Source organism: Paraliobacillus sp. PM-2 (assembly GCF_001368815.1).
Lineage (GTDB): Bacteria > Bacillota > Bacilli > Bacillales > Amphibacillaceae > Paraliobacillus.
In genome coordinates, this window is record NZ_CTEI01000002.1 from 142,319 (window position 1) to 161,484 (window position 19,166).

Annotated in this window: 15 protein-coding genes; all 15 read right to left on the bottom strand. The window is 35.3% G+C overall.

Annotation, left to right across the window (positions count from 1 at the left end; all coding sequences use genetic code 11):
- Positions 1-31 precede the first annotated feature (31 nt).
- The 15 genes from BN1058_RS09485 to rseP all read right to left on the bottom strand — a co-directional run bounded on the left by BN1058_RS09485 (position 32) and on the right by rseP (position 19,157).
- The gene (locus BN1058_RS09485; protein ID WP_090856509.1) at positions 32-1,243 is read right to left on the bottom strand and encodes a M16 family metallopeptidase; all 1,212 of its coding nucleotides are present in this window, start codon (positions 1,241-1,243) and stop codon (positions 32-34) included.
- Positions 1,244-1,310: 67 nt separating this feature from the next.
- Positions 1,311-3,425: a polyribonucleotide nucleotidyltransferase gene (gene pnp, locus BN1058_RS09490; RefSeq protein WP_090856513.1), complete on the bottom strand. Its 2,115-nt coding sequence runs from the start codon at positions 3,423-3,425 to the stop codon at positions 1,311-1,313.
- A 315-nt stretch (positions 3,426-3,740) separates the two neighbouring features.
- A complete protein-coding gene (gene rpsO / locus BN1058_RS09495; RefSeq protein ID WP_090856516.1) occupies positions 3,741-4,010 on the bottom strand; it encodes a 30S ribosomal protein S15 in 270 nt (89 codons plus the stop codon).
- Between the two features lie 122 nt (positions 4,011-4,132).
- Entirely contained in the window at positions 4,133-5,089 is a 957-nt protein-coding gene (gene ribF / locus BN1058_RS09500; protein ID WP_090856519.1) for a riboflavin biosynthesis protein RibF, read from the bottom strand.
- Positions 5,090-5,108: 19 nt separating this feature from the next.
- The gene (gene truB, locus BN1058_RS09505; RefSeq protein ID WP_090856523.1) at positions 5,109-6,011 is read right to left on the bottom strand and encodes a tRNA pseudouridine(55) synthase TruB; all 903 of its coding nucleotides are present in this window, start codon (positions 6,009-6,011) and stop codon (positions 5,109-5,111) included.
- A gap of 274 nt (positions 6,012-6,285) precedes the next feature.
- Positions 6,286-6,636: a 30S ribosome-binding factor RbfA gene (rbfA, locus tag BN1058_RS09510; RefSeq protein ID WP_090856526.1), complete on the bottom strand. Its 351-nt coding sequence runs from the start codon at positions 6,634-6,636 to the stop codon at positions 6,286-6,288.
- 27 nt (positions 6,637-6,663) lie between these two features.
- The gene (locus tag BN1058_RS09515) at positions 6,664-6,942 is read right to left on the bottom strand and encodes a DUF503 domain-containing protein (RefSeq protein ID WP_090856529.1); all 279 of its coding nucleotides are present in this window, start codon (positions 6,940-6,942) and stop codon (positions 6,664-6,666) included.
- Entirely contained in the window at positions 6,939-9,041 is a 2,103-nt protein-coding gene (gene infB, locus BN1058_RS09520; protein ID WP_090856532.1) for a translation initiation factor IF-2, read from the bottom strand. The genes BN1058_RS09515 and infB overlap by 4 nt, the downstream gene beginning before the upstream one ends.
- A gap of 20 nt (positions 9,042-9,061) precedes the next feature.
- Positions 9,062-9,367, bottom strand: a complete 306-nt coding sequence (locus BN1058_RS09525) for a YlxQ family RNA-binding protein (RefSeq protein WP_090856535.1) — start codon at positions 9,365-9,367, stop codon at positions 9,062-9,064.
- A complete protein-coding gene (rnpM, locus tag BN1058_RS09530; RefSeq protein ID WP_090856537.1) occupies positions 9,360-9,641 on the bottom strand; it encodes an RNase P modulator RnpM in 282 nt (93 codons plus the stop codon). Before rnpM ends, BN1058_RS09525 begins: the two co-directional genes overlap by 8 nt.
- Positions 9,642-9,654: 13 nt before the next feature.
- Positions 9,655-10,773: a transcription termination factor NusA gene (nusA, locus tag BN1058_RS09535; RefSeq protein WP_090856541.1), complete on the bottom strand. Its 1,119-nt coding sequence runs from the start codon at positions 10,771-10,773 to the stop codon at positions 9,655-9,657.
- Positions 10,774-10,786: 13 nt separating this feature from the next.
- Entirely contained in the window at positions 10,787-11,260 is a 474-nt protein-coding gene (rimP, locus tag BN1058_RS09540; protein ID WP_090856544.1) for a ribosome maturation factor RimP, read from the bottom strand.
- Positions 11,261-11,606: 346 nt separating this feature from the next.
- A complete protein-coding gene (locus tag BN1058_RS09545; protein ID WP_090856547.1) occupies positions 11,607-15,896 on the bottom strand; it encodes a PolC-type DNA polymerase III in 4,290 nt (1,429 codons plus the stop codon).
- Positions 15,897-16,048: 152 nt separating this feature from the next.
- The gene (locus BN1058_RS09550; RefSeq protein WP_090856550.1) at positions 16,049-17,749 is read right to left on the bottom strand and encodes a proline--tRNA ligase; all 1,701 of its coding nucleotides are present in this window, start codon (positions 17,747-17,749) and stop codon (positions 16,049-16,051) included.
- 151 nt (positions 17,750-17,900) lie between these two features.
- On the bottom strand, positions 17,901-19,157 hold the full coding sequence (rseP, locus tag BN1058_RS09555) for an RIP metalloprotease RseP (protein WP_090856552.1): 1,257 nt from the start codon (positions 19,155-19,157) through the stop codon (positions 17,901-17,903).
- Positions 19,158-19,166 lie beyond the last annotated feature (9 nt).

Sequence of the window (19,166 nt, forward strand, 5' to 3'; positions counted from 1 at the left end):
GAATAGAGATCTATGCCGATCAAATTACCTGTTATGGACAAATTAATGCGGTTGAATAATTTTCATTAAATATTTGATTCAATATCCGATTTGTTGATACGTCATTTACTTGATCAATTTCAGCTGTTAATTCATCTAAGCTTCTATGTCTACCAAGCATTAACTCATTTTTCCCATTCCTACTCATTCGACTATTGGTACTTTCTAAACCAAGCAATAAGTTTCCTTTTAGTTGTTCTTTACTATTGATCAATTCTTTTTCTGTTAAACCATTTGTAACAAAATCTGAAATGGTTTGTTGAATGGTTTCTTGAAGTGTTGACAAATATTGTTTACCCGTACCAGCATAAATGGTTAATAGCCCATCATCTAAGAAAGAACTATGGTAGGAGAAAACGGAATAAGCTAGCCCTCGTTCTTCACGAATCTCTTGAAACAATCTAGAACTCATACTACCACCTAATACGTTATTTACAATAATCAAACTAAATATATCTTTATCCTCAATAGGTAGTCCTCGATAACCAAGACAAAGATGGGCTTGCTCGGTTTGCTTTTGTCTTGTCAATTGAATGGGTTCAAACTTTGGTTTTACCAATATTTTTGATTTGTTCTCATTATCAAACTGATTAAACAGTTGCTCCACATCACTAATAAACGATTCTTCTACATTACCCGCTACAGAAATAACAATATTGTTAGGAGTATAATGTGCTTGTTTATATTCTATCAAATCTTTACGAGTGAATGACTGTATTGTTTCTTCCTCTCCTAATATAGGATAACTTAATGAATGTTTACCGTATGAAGCTTCAGCTAATAAATCATGAACAATATCATCTGGTGTATCTTCTGCCATTCTTATTTCTTCTAAGACAACATTCTTTTCTTTTTCAAGTTCACTTTCATCAAATGTTGAATGAAAGAACATATCGGATAAAAGATCAATTGCAACATTTTTGTGTGTATCTAGCACTTTCGCATAATAGCAAGTATATTCCTTTGATGTAAACGCGTTTACTTGCCCACCTATTGCGTCAAAGGATTCAGCTATATCTTTGGCTGATCTTTTTTTTGTTCCTTTAAAAAACATGTGTTCTAAGAAATGAGAAATACCGTTGTTCGTGCTTGTCTCATCTCTAGAACCTGTTCTTACCCAAATACCAATTGTTACAGATCGTACAGTTGGGATTGACTCTAACACAATACGTAAACCATTTGTACACTCATATCTATGTATCAACGCTTTACTCCTTTCAAATGAATAATAAGTAAGAAAAGAAACTGGAAAACCAGTTTCTTTTCAATTATTATTTGCTTTCTTTATTTTCTTTTTCTTCCAGCAGAACGGCTTTTCTAGACAAATTAATCCGGCCTTGACGATCAATTTCTTTTACTTTAACCATAATCTGATCTCCAATAGAAACAACATCTTCTACTTTATTAATTCGTTCTGGAGCCATTTCTGAAATGTGAACTAGTCCTTCTCTTCCTTTAAACAGTTCCACAAAAGCACCAAATTTTTCAATGCGTTTAACGGTTGCAAGATATAATTGTCCTACTTCAACTTCACGGACAATATCTTCAATTACTTTTTTCGCTTTTTTATTCATTTCATTATCCGTTGACGAAATAAATACACTTCCATCTTGTTCAATATCTATTTTTACACCAGTCTCTTCAATAATTTTATTGATCTGTTTACCACTTGGTCCAATAACATCTCTAATTTTATCTGGGTTAATGCTCATTGTTAAGATTTTAGGTGCATACGTAGATAACTCTTCTTTTGGTTCTTTGATCGTTTCTAACATATGATTAAGAATATGCATACGACCTTTTTTAGCTTGCGATAAAGCTTCTTCTAAAATTTCTCTAGATAGACCCTCAATTTTTATATCCATTTGAAGTGCTGTGACACCATTTGCAGTACCAGCAACCTTAAAGTCCATATCTCCTAGGAAATCTTCCATACCTTGAATATCACTCAAAATAGAATAATCTGTACCAGATTTAACAAGTCCCATTGCAATACCAGCTACAGGTGATTTGATTGGCACACCAGCATCCATCATCGCTAACGTACTTGCACAGATACTTGCTTGCGAGGTGGAACCATTTGATTCTAATACCTCTGAGACAAGTCTAATGGTATAAGGAAAATCTGTTTCAGAAGGAATGACTTTTTCTAAAGCACGTTCACCTAACGCACCATGTCCAATTTCTCTTCGACCTGGCCCTCTGATTGGTCCTGTTTCACCAACACTAAAAGAAGGGAAATTGTAATGATGCATAAAACGTTTTGACTCTTCCAAATCTAACCCATCAAGAATCTGCACGTCACCTAGAGCACCTAGTGTACAAACACTTAAGGCTTGTGTTTGGCCACGCGTGAACAAACCAGATCCATGTGTACGAGGTAAAAGACCAATACGAGAAGACAATGGTCGTATTTCGTCTATTTTTCTTCCATCTGGACGAATTTTCTCTTTTGTAATTAATCGACGAACTTCTTCTTTTACCATTTTATCTAGTACTGCTTTAACTTGTCCAAGTGTTTCTTCGTCTGCATCATTTTCTTCGTAAAATGCTACAACTTCATTTTTAACTTGATCAATTGCTTCTTCTCGAGCATGTTTTTCTTGAACTTGAATAGCTGATACTAACTTATCATATGCCTGTTTTTCTACTGCTTTACTAATTTCTTCATCTAAAGTAAATAGTTTTACTTCCATCTTTTCTTTTCCGACAGCTTCAATAATTTCTTCTTGGAAAGCAACTAATCGTTTAATTTCTTCATGACCAAACATAATTGCTTCGAGCATTACTTCTTCAGATACTTCACTTGCACCAGCTTCTACCATATTAATCGCATCTTTTGTACCTGCAACAGATAGATCAATATCACTTTTTTCTCTTTGTTCTGTAGAAGGATTGATAATAAATTCTCCATCTACACGTCCAACAATCACTCCCGCAATTGGACCTCCAAACGGAATATCTGAGATACTCAGTGCAATTGACGACCCAATCATAGCTGCAATTTCTGATGGTGCGTTTTGATCAACACTCATAACCATACTAATTACTTGTACATCGTTTCGGTACCCATCAGGGAATAAAGGCCGAATAGGTCTGTCGATAAGTCGAGAAGTTAATACTGCTTTTTCACTCGGTCTACCTTCACGTTTGATAAACCCACCTGGAATTTTACCTACAGCATATAATCTTTCTTCATAATTAACTGTCAGTGGGAAAAATGGTAAATCTTTCGGCTCCTTAGAACCAGTTGCTGTGGCTAGTACAGATGTATCGCCATACTGTACCATACATGCTCCATTTGCTTGTTTTGCTAGTTCGCCAACTTCAACGGAGAATGGCTTACCAGAAATTTCTGTTGTAAATACTCTTTTTTCTGAAACCATGTTTCTTGACCCCTCTCAAATACCACTTTCACAATTTTATTTTTAATAAGAGGCTTAATACTATCATATCCATTATTAGTTTTTATCCTTTTGCATCAAATTTATTACTATGCTCCATCCTGATCAAACGGTTGAAAGGATATTTTCAACCGTTTGATCAGAATCGAGCGAAAGGATCATAGTTATGATAGCCAGCCACTATGTGTGTACCCATTGTGCAAGTGCTTTTTTATAAATTGTTTCACTATTATATTTTACCAAAAAAATAATTCTAAACATACAGAAAAAGCGGGAATATTCCCGCTTTAATGTAGATTATCGGCGTAATCCAAGTTTTTTAATTAATTCGCGGTAACGTGTAACGTCTTTATTACGTAGGTAATTTAAAAGATTACGACGTTTACCAACCATTTTTAACAAACCACGACGTGAATGGTGATCTTTCTTGTGGAAACGAAGATGCTCATTCAAATTAGTGATTTCTTCTGTTAGGACAGCGATTTGAACCTCTGCAGATCCAGTATCGTTATCATGTGTCTTGAATTCGTTGATGAGTTCGTTTTTACGTTCTTGAGTGATTGCCATCCTTTTTCACCTCCTATAACTATTGTAAAACCCCAATCTCCTAGCAAACGGCGGAGACTCGTATTGCCAAGTAGATGGTTTCCGTAACTTAGATTACATCTTTTTAATTAAAAATGCAAGTATTAATCTGTAATTAATGAAAAGAATTGTCGAATGCGTTGTTCATCTTGCTTTAGTTGATTAATTAAGGCATCAATACCTGTGAATTTTTGCTCTTCTCTAATAAAAACACGCCATTCAATCTTCACTTGTTCACCATATATTGCTTGATTAAAATCAAACAGGTGAACTTCAACAGTTAGTTGGCTACTTTCATTTTTATCATGAAACGTTGGTTTGTATCCGATATTTGCCATACCATAAACACAATGTTCCTTCACCCATACTTTCACACCATAAACAGCAGCTTTAGGTATAGCATAGGCTTGATCAGGATCAATATTAGCTGTCGGATACCCAATCGTCCTTCCGCGCTTCTCCCCTTCGATCACTGTACCAGAAGTAGTAAGCGGCCTATCCATTAATTCGGTGACTTTTTCCACATTCCCTTGAACCAATAATTCCCGAATCCTCGTCGAACTCACTTTCTCATTTTCGTTTTCCAATTTATCAATTACAGTGATTTCAAAACACCCTGCAGCATCTGCTGCCAATGTATGTATGTTCCCTTTTCCTTTATGCCCATAAGTGAAATCAAATCCGGTTACTAAATGTTTAATATTAAGCCCTATAATAAAATGGTCAATAAATGCTTTTGGTGACAACTGTGACAATGTATGATCAAACGCAATAATATATAAAAGGTCAATGCCCATATCAGCTAAAATAGATTGCTTCTCCGATAAGGGTGTTAAATAATGAACATCTTGTTTGTTATTGTTTAAAACAACAGAAGGATGGGGGGAAAAAGTAATAACAGCACTTTTTCTATTTTGTTGTTTTGCAAGCACTTGCGCTTCTTTTATCACCTTTTGATGGCCTTTGTGAATACCATCAAAAAATCCAATTGCCGCAACAGCTTCCTCTTGTTTGATTTTTTGTAAATGTTGTGGATAGCATAACGAAATAACTTGCAACATAATTACCTACTTTCTTTTATTACTGAAATACGCGAACCGGTTTAATTTCATTTTCATTGTTTGGATGTTTTTGATAAATAGCTAATAAATTGTCTTGATACTCTACACGAAATGGTTTATCTGTTGCTATAGATGTTGGTTTAGGTAGTTTTTGACCGTTGGCAACTTTTAAGGATGTTTCTCTATCTACCTCATATCTAGCGAGGTGTTTTACACCATATGAAATCGGAAATAGTAATCGAGATAATTCATTTTGTGCTTTTTTTTCTTTCACTTCTGCTATTGTAACTGCATGTTCCTGTGAAAATCCACCCGTTTTTGTTCGAACTAGTGCAGACATATGTGCAGGGTATCCTAGTGCTTCCCCAAGATCAACACACAACGTACGAATATAAGTTCCCTTAGAGCAATTCACCTCAAAGGAAAAATGAAAAAGACCATTATCAGCTTTAATGGTGTTTGGGATATATGTAATAGATTCAATCCATACTTGTCTCGATGGTCGATTTACAGGAATATTGTTGCGTGCATATTCATATAGTTTCCTACCATTCACCTTTACAGCAGAATATAGTGGAACGACCTGTGTAATGTTTCCAACAAAAGATTGCAAAACAGTATTAATTTCTTGTTCTGATATCATTTCATTAACTGGTTTTTTGGTTATCGTTTCACCTGTAGAGTCCTCTGTATCTGTTGTATAACCAAGGGTTACTTGGGCTTGATATGTTTTTTTAGTATCTGTTAAAAAAGGTACAATCTTTGTCGCTTGATTAATACAAATAGGTAAAACACCCTCTACTTCAGGATCTAATGTTCCTGTATGTCCTACTTTCTTTGTTTGACAGATACGTCTCAATTCCATAACACAATCATGCGATGTTTTACCTTTTTCTTTCCATAATGGGATAATACCGTCCATTTTATAGCCTCCATTGATTGGTACTTTTTAAATAGAACAAGATAGTAAGCAGTTTTGATACATCGGACAATGGAGCTAGACGTCGATTCTTAAAACAAAAGTTAATATGCTTTTTATACTTTATCTTTTTAAGGAAAGTTTGGCTCGCTCCAGTCTTTAGGAACTAGTAATGCCTAAATGTACTTATTCTAAATTTTTTTAGATTCTATACTTCTGTGTCCGCATAAACAAAACCCTTGTATCATTATAGAACAAGGGCTTTGTGAAGTAAATATTATTGATCTTTATTGTCTAAATCGCGCAGTATATGTTCAATTCGATTTCCTTTTTCAATCGCTTCATCAAATTCAAAAAACAATTCAGGAACTTTACGTAATCGAATTCTACTACCAATTTCCGACCGAATAAAACCTTTTGCTTTCGCTAATCCAACTAAGGATTCTTGTTTTTGTTTATCATCGCCTAACACAGAAATGAAAATCTTTGCTTGTTGTAAATCCCCTGTCACTTCCACATCTGTAATTGTTACAAAGCCAACACGAGGATCTTTTATTTTTCGGCTAATAATATCTCCCAGCTCTTTTTTCATTTGCTCTGCGACGCGATTTGCTCTCATATGATTCATAAAAATCACCTCTTATGATTGAAACATTTAAAGCCACTGTTTTTCTGTTATTGTCCGTTCGATCTCTGGAAAAGAATCAATGAAACCAAGACACTGATCTAATAATCTTTCCGCTTGCACTTTTTCATTTGAGATCGTTACAATACCAAACATCGTTTTTTGCCACAGTTCCTGATAAGCGATTTCACTTATGGAGACATTAAAATTATTCTGGATACGATGGATGATTCGTTTGGTTACAGAACGTTTCTCTTTTAATGAATGTGTATCATAAATAAAACAACTTACTTCTGCATATATAATCATGTACGACTAATTTCTTCCATAACAAAGGCTTCGATGACATCACCTTCTTTAATATCATTGAAATTCTCAATCGTAATACCACATTCATAATTTTGTGCTACTTCTTTCACATCATCTTTATAACGTTTAAGTGTATCAATTTCACCTTCAAAAATGACTATACCGTCACGAATAATACGGACACCTGCATTTCTGGTGATCTTACCATCTGTTACATAGCTTCCGGCAATTGTTCCGATTTTTGACACCTTGAAAGTCTCTCGAACTTCAGCTTGACCAATAATTTTTTCTTCGTATTCTGGATCAAGCATCCCTTTCATCGCTGCTTCAATCTCTTCCATTACTTTGTAAATGATTCGGTGTAAGCGGACATCTACATTTTCAGACTCAGCAGCTTTTTTAGCATTTACATCTGGACGCACATTAAACCCTATTACAATTGCATTCGAAGCAGAAGCTAAAATAATATCTGATTCTGTAATCGCACCAACACCCGTATGAATAATATTAACTTTCACACCTTCGACATCAATTTTTTCTAATGATGAAGCAAGTGCTTCTGCAGATCCTTGCACATCTGCTTTTAAAATTAAGTTTATATCTTTAATTTCACCTTGCTTAATTTGTTCAAATAAATCATCTAAACTTACTTTTGCTTGATCACCACGTCGTGCTTCTAATTGACGTTGCTGACGATTTTCTCCTATGCTACGGGCTTTTTTCTCATCTTCAAATACTACAAAGCGATCACCAGCCTGTGGAACATCATTTAAGCCAGTAATTTCAACAGGAGTTGACGGTCCAGCTACTTTTACACGTCGACCAAGATCATTAACCATTGCTCTTACGCGGCCAAATGTATTACCAACTACAATTGGATCACCGACATGTAACGTCCCGTTTTGAACAAGTAATGTAGCAACTGATCCGCGTCCTTTATCTAACTCTGCTTCGATAACTGTACCAACTGCATGACGATCAGGATTTGCTTTTAACTCTTCAACTTCTGCTACTAATTGGATCATTTCAATTAAGTCTTCAATACCTTCACCCTTCACGGCAGATAGTTGAACAAATATAGTACTACCTCCCCAATCTTCAGGAATGAGTTCATGCTCTGTTAATTCCTGCATTACTCGATCAGGATTTGCTCCTTCTTTGTCCATTTTATTCACAGCAACAATAATTGGAACTTCTGCAGCCTTTGCATGATTAATTGCTTCAATCGTTTGTGGCATTACACCGTCATCAGCAGCTACTACTAAAATCGCAATATCTGTAACTTGTGCTCCTCTAGAACGCATGCTCGTGAAAGCTGCGTGTCCTGGGGTATCAAGAAATGTGATCTTTTTATTATTGTTTTCAATTTGATAGGCACCAATATGTTGTGTAATTCCACCAGCTTCGCCTTCCGTTACTTTTGTGTGCCTAATAGAATCTAGTAACGTTGTTTTACCATGGTCAACGTGACCCATGATAGTAACTACTGCCGGACGTTCGATAACGTCATTCTCATGATCTTCTGTAGCAATATATTGATCAAGGTCTGATTCATCCACTTCTACTTCTTTTACTGCTGTAACGCCATATTCTTCACAAATCAGTTCAATTGAATCCTTATCCAGCTCTTGATTCTTCGTTGCCATAACACCTAAAAACATTAATTTCTTGATCAGTTCACTGGTATCTTTACCTAATTTTTCAGCCAATTCTCCAACAGTTAATGATCCTGTGTAAGTGATTCTTGATACATCTTGCTGATTACTTTGCTTCGTTTGATTTGGTTGATTTTGTTTATTAGACATTTGATTTGTTGATTGTTTTTTCTTACTTTGTTTTTTCTTATTTTTATTAGAATGTTTTTTTGATTTTCCCTTTTGTTCAGTTTCTATTTTAGTTTCACCTGCTGCCTTTTGATTTTGTGGAGCCGTTTCTTTATTGTTATTATTAAAAAATCCGTCTAACTTTTCCTTTGTTTCCATTGTGATAGTAGACATGTGGTTTGACACTTCTATATTTAAATCTTTCAGCTTATTAATAACTTCTTTGCTAGCTACTTTCATTTCTTTTGCGTACTCATATATACGTATTTTACTCATACATTCACCCCCGAATTTATTTAATCGAGTAACGAGTTCAGTTTAGTAGCAAAACCGTCATCATTGATAGCAATAGCCACTCTTCCATTTTTTCCAATCGCATAAGAGATCATATCTCGATCGTCTACTGTACGAATAGGTACTTTATAAAAATGACATTTATCCATTAACTTCTTTTTTGTTTGCGGACCAATATCACTAGCAAGTAGAACTAATTTTGCTTTTCCTTTTTGAATATCTCGTATAATCGACTCTTCTCCTACCGTAATCTTCTTTGCACGATAAGCTAATCCTAATAAGTTCAAATATGCTTGGTTTCTAATCAATGTCTTTACCTTCTATTACACGTTCTAATTGTTGATAGATTGAATCATCAATTGTTGTCTGTAATTGACGATCAAGGACATTTGATTTTCTCGCCTGTTGAACAACACCTATGTCCTTGGAGATATATGTTCCACGCCCATTTTTTTTACCAGAAGGGTCAACAAAAACGTCACCTTCTTTTGTACGAACAATTCGAACTAATGATTGTTTCGGCTTCATTTCCTGTGTAATTACACATTTTCGAAGAGGTATTTTTTTATTCTTTTTTGGCATGACTTATTCCCCCTTAATCAAATAAATCTTCACCTGTATCAAATAGTGAATCCTCTAACTCAACATTTGAATTGACATGTTCAGAAATCAGACCAACTTTTTTTGCTTCTGATTCACTTTTAATATCAATTTTCCATCCAGTTAATCTAGCAGCTAGGCGTGCGTTTTGACCACGTTTTCCAATAGCCAGTGATAATTGATTATCTGGTACGATTACTGTTGTTGCTTTTTCTTCTTCATCTACCAGTACTGTAAGAACTTTAGAAGGACTAAGTGCGTTAGAAACATAAACAACCGGATCTTCAGACCACTCAACAATGTCAATTTTTTCACCTTTTAATTCGTCTACAATGGTTTGAACGCGTTGTCCACGCTGACCAACACATGAGCCAACTGGATCAATGTCTGGATCTGGTGCATGCACAGATATTTTGGATCGGTCTCCCGCTTCTCTTGCTACGGAACGAATTTCTACAATTCCTTCGTAAATTTCTGGAACTTCCATCTCAAATAGTCGTTTTAATAAACCTGGGTGAGAACGAGAAACAAAAATTTGAGGCCCTTTGTTTGTATTCTCTACTTTTGTAACAAACACCTTGATACGATCATGCACATTGTAGGTTTCTGTTGGCATCTTTTCGCCTTCAGGTAACTTAGCTTCGACTTTACCTAAATTAATGTAAACAAAACGTGGATCGACTCGTTGAATAATACCATTCATAATATCTTCTTCACGGTCAATATATTCATTGAAAATAACACCTCGCTCCGCTTCACGTACACGCTGTGTAACTACTTGTTTTGCGGCTTGCGCTGCGATTCGACCAAAATCTCTTGGCGTTACTTCTAATTCAATCACATCGCCAATTTCATAATTAGGATTTATTTCTTTTGCTTCTTCCAATCCAATTTGTTGTTGGCTATCTTCCACTTCTTCCACAATTTCTTTGCGTGAAAATACATGCATACTTCCTGTTTCCTCATTCAAATCAACACGCACATTTGTTGCAGATTTAAAATTCTTTTTGTAAGCGGATATTAAAGCGGCCTCTAACGCTTCCATTAAAACCTCTTTGTTAATCCCTTTCTCTTTTTCCAAATACTGAATGGCATCAAAAAGCTCACTACTCACTACTCTTCCCCCTTTAATTAAATGTAACTGCTAAACGAGCCTTTGCAATTTTTTTATATGGAATTTGTACTTGTTTCTTACGTGTTTTTACTTTTATTTCTATTGTAACAAACGTTCCATCATATCCGATTAATTCACCTTCAAATGTTTTTGCGCCTTCATAGGGCTCATATAAAGATATAAATATTGTTTTGCCAATATTATCTTTAAAGTCTTGTTCTTTTTTTAGTGGCCTTTCAGCCCCTGGCGAAGACACTTCTAGATAATAGGGTACAGAAACAGGATCCTCTTGATCTAACTGTTCACTTAATTGTTCTGATACGATGCCGCACTCTTCAATGTCTACACCATCAGATTTATCAATGAACACACGCAAAAACCAGTTTTTTCCTTCTTTTTCAAATTCAATATCAACAAGTTCAAGGTTCATTTTATCTAATATTGGTTCAACAATTTCTCTTGTTTTCTCAGTCACTTTCAAACCCATTATCGTTACCTCCTTTAATATGTAGATTTATTTTCGTAGTGTTACCTAGTGCAATCGTTTTAACTTTATTATTTACTAATCAGTTTACGCTTTTTTCATTTTTTTCATTAATACAATTGTAGAATTATAAAACCCTTGCCATCAATCGGCAAGGGAACACTACTTTCTAACTAAGATCATGGCTTGTCGTACTTTACTTTCAATACTTGCACATACAATATCAAAGACATTATATGTCGAACAAAAGAGTGGGTTTCCCCACTCTTTCTTTAACGTATCTTTTCGTAACACTATTTACTATAGCATATTCTACGTTATTATGCAAATAATGCCTGTAAATTAGTATTTAAAATAAAGATAGTTGATTCTTTTCTTCCATTCCATCTAAACAACCATGATCATCTAAATACTCTAAAACCGTTTTTGAAATTCTACTTCTTTCTCTTAAGTCTTCTTTTGATAGAAATTCACCTTGTTCACGGGCTTTAACAATATTTAAAGCTGCGTTTGTCCCTAAACCATCTACTGCATTAAATGGTGGAATTAATGTGTTACCCTCAACTAAGAAGTCTGTTGCACTTGAACGATATAAGTCTACTTTCTGAAAAGTAAATCCTCTTTTATTCATCTCCAAGGATAGTTCCAATACCGTTAATAAACTTTTTTCTTTTGGTGAGGCATCGTGACCTTTTGTCAGAATTTCTTCCATTCGTTTTTTAATGGTTTCGCCACCTTTAATCATTGTATCTAATTCAAAATCATCTGCACGAACAGAAAAGTAAGCAGCGTAGAATAGTATAGGATGATGAACCTTGAAATACGCAATTCGAATAGCCATAAGAACATAAGCAGCCGCATGTGCTTTAGGGAACATATATTTTATTTTTTTACATGAATCAATATACCAGTCTGGTACATCATGCTTCTTCATTTCAACAATCCATTCATCTTGTAGGCCTTTCCCTTTACGAACGAATTCCATAATTTTAAAAGCTAAAGATGCATCTAATCCTTTATGCATGAGATATACCATAATATCATCTCGACAACCGATTACATCAGGTAATTCGCATATTCCATCATCTATCAAATCCTTAGCATTTCCTACCCATACATCTGTACCATGAGAAAGACCTGAAATAATAACTAATTCAGCAAAGGTTTTTGGCTTCGTATCCTCTAACATCTGTCTTACAAATCGTGTACCAAATTCAGGAACACCTAATGTACCTGTTTTACACATGATTTCTTCAGAAGTAACACCTAATACTTCAGGTCCAGAGAATATCTTCATTACTTCATCATCATCTGTAGGGATTGTTTTAGGGTCAATACCGCTTAAATCTTGTAGCATACGAATAACTGTCGGATCATCGTGTCCTAAAATATCTAATTTTAATAAGTTATCATGAATCGAATGGAAATCAAAATGTGTTGTTTTCCACTCCGAATTTCGATCATCTGCTGGATACTGAATTGGAGTAAAATCATAAATCTCCTTGTCATCCGGAACAACAATAATACCTCCTGGATGTTGACCAGTTGTTCGCTTTACTCCTGTACATCCTTGAACTAAACGATCTACTTCGACATTTTTTATCTGTAGTTGATGATCACTTGCATAGCCTTTAACATAGCCATAAGCTGTTTTCTCTGCAACAGTCCCAATTGTACCAGCACGATAAACCTTATCTTCTCCAAATAAAATTTTTGTATAATTATGCGCTTTAGGTTGGTATTCACCTGAAAAATTCAAATCAATATCAGGTACTTTATCACCTTTAAAACCCAAAAATGTCTCAAAGGGAATATCTTGACCATCTTTTCTAAATTCTTCTCCACATTGAGGACATTTTTTATCAGGTAAATCAAACCCACTTCCTACTGAACCATCTGTGAAAAACTCATGATACTGACAGTTTGGACAAACATAATGTGGTGGTAAGGGATTTACCTCTGTAATTTCAGTTAGCGTCGCAATTAAAGACGAGCCAACAGAACCACGGGATCCTACTAAATAGCCATCATCCAAAGATTTCTTTACCAATTTGTGTGAAATCAAATAAATAACCGCAAAACCGTGTCCAATAATACTTTTTAGTTCTTTTTCTATTCTATTTTCCACGACTTCTGGTAACGCTTCTCCATAGATACTTCTTGCAAAGTTATAGCTCATTTCTCTAATTTCTTCTTCTGCACCATCTATGTTTGGCGTATATAAATCTTCTTTTACTGGTTTAATTGCATTTATTTCATTTGCTATAGTTTGTGTATTAGTTACCACTATTTCTTGTGCCTTTTCGTCTCCCAGAAAAGAAAAGCACTCTATCATTTGATCCGTTGTCCGAAATGGCACATCCGGTAATGACTGACGGCTTAATGGATTTCCACTTTGAGACTTAATAAGAATCTTACGATACATTTTATCTTGTGCTTCAAGGTAGTGGACATTTCCAGTTGCAACACAAGGTTTATTCAACTTACCTGCAAGCTCAACTAAATTATGAATTATATCTAGAATTTGTGCTTCGTTCTGTACTAATTCACGTTCGATTAGTGGATAATAATTTGCCGGTGGCTGTACTTCTATATAATCATAAAAAGAAGCGACCTTTTCAGCTTCTGCTTGTGATTTTTGCATCATTGTTTCAAATAATTCACCTTTATCACAACCAGAACCTACTAACACACCTTCTCGGTACGCTTGTAACTTAGACCTTGGTATCCGTGGAACACGATAGAAATAATCAATATGTGCTAGCGAAACAAGTTTATATATATTTTTCAGTCCTACATCATTTTGGGCAAGTAGTGTTACATGAAATGGTCTTGCGCGTTGATATGCATTCCCTTCACCCATATGGAGGTTAAATTGATTATGATTGTCAATATTTCGTTCTTTTGCTTCTTTAATTAACTTCCATAGTAAATAACCTGTCGCTTCTGCATCATAAATTGCACGGTGATGTTGTGTTAATTCAATATCAAACTTTTTACATAATGTATTTAGACGATGATTTTTTAAATTCGGTAATAGAAACCGCGCAAGCTCCAACGTATCAATCACCGGGTTGGTTGATTTAGCTATACCAGCCTTTTCAAACCCTTGATTTAAGAAACCCATATCAAAACTAGCATTATGTGCAACTAAAATATCTGAACCAATCCATTGGTGGAAATCATGCAGCACTTCATCTACTTCTGGAGCGTTATTTACCATATCATCTGTGATTCCAGTTAGATCAATCGTTGTTTGAGATAATGGATGGTGAGGATTGGCAAACGACTCAAATCGATCAACAATATTACCATCTTTCACTTTTACAGCGGCCAATTCAATGATTGTATCGTATACAGCAGATAAACCGGTTGTTTCCACATCAAACACTACATAGGTTGCAGTTGATAGATCAATATCTTGTTCATTATAAGCAATTGGAACGCCATCATCCACGATATTCGCTTCAACACCATAAATAACTTTCACCCCATGCTTTTGACTAGCAGAATAAGCTTCTGGATAGGACTGAGCAACAGCATGATCCGTAATAGCAATTGCTGGATGGCCCCATTTAGCTGCTTGTTCAATTAATTTAGAAGCAGATACAACAGCATCCATTTGACTCATTGTTGTGTGTGCATGTAATTCTACTCTTTTTTGATCAGCAGGCGCTTTATCTTCGCGCGTTTTGGCCTTTATTTCATTTAGGTCATTCATCATCATCGTCAATTCATTACTGAATGTATCCGTTTGAATCGTCCCTCGAGCCTTTATCCACATTCCTTTGGTAGCTCGTTTAAAGTTCTCTGCATCTTGTTCACCTTTGGAAAACATTTTTAATGTAAATGAGTCCGTATAATCCGTTACTTTTAAAATGAGCAAATGTCTGCCAGATCTTAATTCTCGAACATCTACATCAAAAACATAACCTTGCATTGTTATTCGTCTTTCTTCTTCAACAATTTCTTTCATTTGCGCTGGTTCATCATTAATTGGATAACCAAGTATTAATGGTTGATTGCTTTGATTTTTCTCTTCTTTCTTCGCTCTTTCTTCTTTTTCTTTTACTGCTTTTTGTACAATTTGTTGATCTTCAAGTGCTGTTTTCTCTCTAAACTTTTGTATGTCTTCTATTTCTGTTTTTGATTCAATTTTTAAAACAAAACTTTTAGAGCCAATTTTTTTGCAATACAATTGAAATGCGGGTTCTAACCGTTTCTTTAGCGCATTTGCCTCTGCTTCATTTCTTGCAACTAACTTCAGTGTATTTCCTTCTACTACAGGCTCCTGATTATGGATAAGATCGTGGTAAGCAGGTGAAAGATTTTTTGTTGATGTGATAAATTGTCTCCAATAAGCACAAATTTCTTCCGCTGACATTGTTAAGTCATCTGCATATAATGTTAATTGGACAAAGGCAATATGAGCAAAAGTTTCTTGAAGTTTCAAATAAAATAATTGATAGACTTTAGCAGGTAGTACTTTAGGAATGTTTATGTGAAAATGCCATTGCTTTTCGTTCTTATACACTTCTAATTTGGTTAGCTTACTACCAATAAAAAATGTTTTATCGGGATTGCCTAAATCAATTTGTTCTAATAAAAGATCCATTTTCTCGTTACTGGATATGGACATATTCTTTCCCCCTATGAATCCAGAACCCTGAATGCATTTTGTTGTGTGATGACGAATAAACACCCATGTCACAAAAGACAAGGGTGCTTATCACCTATGAAACTACAGTTTTCCTCTTGACAAAATGTTTAATCTATTTTGATACATTCTTTCTAAACTAACAAAGATTGAATATGATCAATCACCTCAGATTGTTGATGTTCTGATTGTTCACCGTTCTCTCTTATTTTGCATTCCACATAACCTTCGCTTGCACGTTTACCAACAGTTATACGAATAGGAATACCAATCAAGTCACTATCAGCAAACTTAACACCTGCACGCTCCGAACGATCATCATATAATACGTCAATTCCTTTTGCTCGTAACGCTTGATACAAGTGATCAGCTACCTCTACTTGGTCTTCTTTTTTACTGTTCATCACTAACAAATGCACTTGGAAAGGTGCGAGTTGTTTAGGCCATACCATACCTTTTTCATCATGATATTGCTCCACAATCGCTGCTAATGTCCTTGATACCCCAATACCATAGCAACCCATAATTAATGTCTTTGCTTTACCTTGTTCATTTAAGAAATTAGCACCTAGCTTTTCTGCATAAAAAGAACCTAGTTTAAAGACTTGTCCAATTTCAATTCCTCTAGCAAACTGAAGTTTCCCACTTCCATCAGGAGAAGGGTCACCTTCTTTAACAAAGCGAAGGTCAGCAAATTGTGTTACTTTAAAATCACGTTCAGGGTTGACATTAACATAATGATAGCCATCTTCATTTGCACCACAAGTAGCATTACGAACATAACGAACGCCATAATCTGCAATAATCTCTACGTCACTAGAACAATGGATAGGGCCCAATGAACCAAATCCCGCATGAAACAAGTTTGTAGCATCTTCTTCAGTGGCTAACTCCACTGTAGATGCTTGATAAAGATGCTTCAACTTAATATCATTTACCTCATGATCTCCTCTAGTAACTACTAACACAAAGGATTGATCTATTTTAAATAGCAACGTCTTTAACCCTTGTTCCAGTGAATGACCTAGAAAATCTGCAACTTCTTGCATCGTTTTTTGATTTGGTGTAGCTAATTTATCTAATGGTAGCATGGTTTCCTGCGACTCAGTATATTGATCCATTGAAGGAGCCATTTCTATATTAGCTGCATAGGACGAAGTATCTGAAAATGCTATCACATCTTCCCCCACTTCAGATAATGCCATGAATTCATGTGTATCCTTACCACCCATCGCGCCTGAATCAGCGATCACTGCTCTAAAGTTCAAACCTAAGCGTGAGAAAATATTAGAATAAGCTTGATACATTAGCTCATAAGCTTGATCAAGACTTTCATAAGAATCGTGGAAAGAATAAGCATCTTTCATTACAAATTCTCTTCCTCTTAATAATCCGAATCGAGGACGTTTTTCATCACGGTACTTCGTTTGAATTTGATATAATGTTAGAGGTAATTTCTTGTAGCTGTTCAATTCATCCTTTACCAAGCTAGTAATTACTTCTTCATGCGTAGCACCTAGTGCAAATGAACGATCATGGCGATCTTTCATCCGCATTAATTCCGGACCAAATGCATCCCATCTTTCTGTTTGATGCCATAGTTCAGCAGGTTGTAGAGCTGGCATTAACATTTCATTTGCTCCAGTTGCATCCATTTCTTCTCGAATGATCGCTTCTATATGTTGTAATACTTTCTTTCCTAAAGGAAGAAAGCTATAAATACCCGAGGCAGTTTGTCGAATAAAACCGGCTCGGAGTAATAGTTGATGGCTGACTATATCTGCATCAGCAGGTACTTCTTTTAGTGTAGGAATAAAAGCTTGACTTTGTCGCATATTATCTAACCTTTCTTTACCAATTCTTACAATAAACAAAAACTCATTATGAGATAACCGCTATAAGATATAGAAATACGCTTATCTGTAAACAGCTGTTTATTGTTATTTTGTTTAAATTTTTTTATCCATTGTCACAAAAACAAGATAATTATAAAAATAATCGTTGAATATCGTTCCAAGTAACAACAATCATTAACAACATTAGTAATGCAAAACCTATAAAATGAACAATCCCTTCCTTTTCAGGGGACATTGGTTTCCCTCTAACCGCTTCGATACCAACGAATAATAATCTCCCGCCATCCAATGCAGGTAAAGGTAGCAGGTTAATAATTCCTAAGTTTACACTTAGAATTGCAGTCCATGTCATAAAATTAATAAAACCAGTTTGGACAACTTGATCTGTTGCATCATATATACCTACCGGACCAGAAAGCATATCAATAGAGAACTGCCCAGTTACTAATTTACCTAAATTGACAACAATTAATTTTGAATACTCATATGTTTGACTGAAACTATGTGGTATTGCACGCCATGATGAACTATCTAAACTTTGCATTACTCCTAATTGACCAACATTTCCTTCTGGACCTTCAATCGAACGAGGTGTAACCGATAATGTTTCTTGATTACCATTCCGCAGTACAGTCATTTCCAATGTTTCTTCTGGATTAGCTCGAACAATCTCTTGGAACTCCGTCCACCTAGAAATAGACTGGTTATTTATTTTTATTATTTCATCACCTGATTGAAAGCCTGCTTGATCAGCGGGACTATTGTCTTGAATAGAAGCTAATCTTGCTTCTTCAGATGGCACACCTTGTGTAAATCCCAAGATAGCAAATATAACAATCGTTAAAACAAAGTTCATCATCGGGCCGGCAAACAGTTGCATTGCACGTTGTCGTTTTGTTTTTGCAGAAAATTGTCGATCATAAGGAGCAATTTGTGTCTCCGTTTCATTCATTACAAAGTCTGCTGTTGGTTCAATAGTAAAAGTAAGTAACTCGTCTTCACCAATATCATAGCCTCTGATGAAGAGGTCATGCTCTAAGTCAGCTTTTTCTACCTCAATAACTTGTGCATTCGGGTGCTTCGTTTTATTATTAACAATAATTTTAGAAACTGTACCTTCATCAGTGAATTCCAAACCAATATGTTGACCAGCTTTTATCTCAATTATTTCCGGATCTTCACCAGCTACACGTACATACCCACCCATAGGTAATAGTCTAATGGTGTATAACGTTTCACTTTTCTTTATGGAAAAGACTTTAGGTCCAAATCCGATAGCAAACTCTCTAACAAGCATCCCTGTTTTTTTAGCAAAAATAAAATGTCCAAATTCATGAACAAACACAAGCAATCCGAACATTAAAATGAATGCAATAATAGTATTCAATACTAGCAC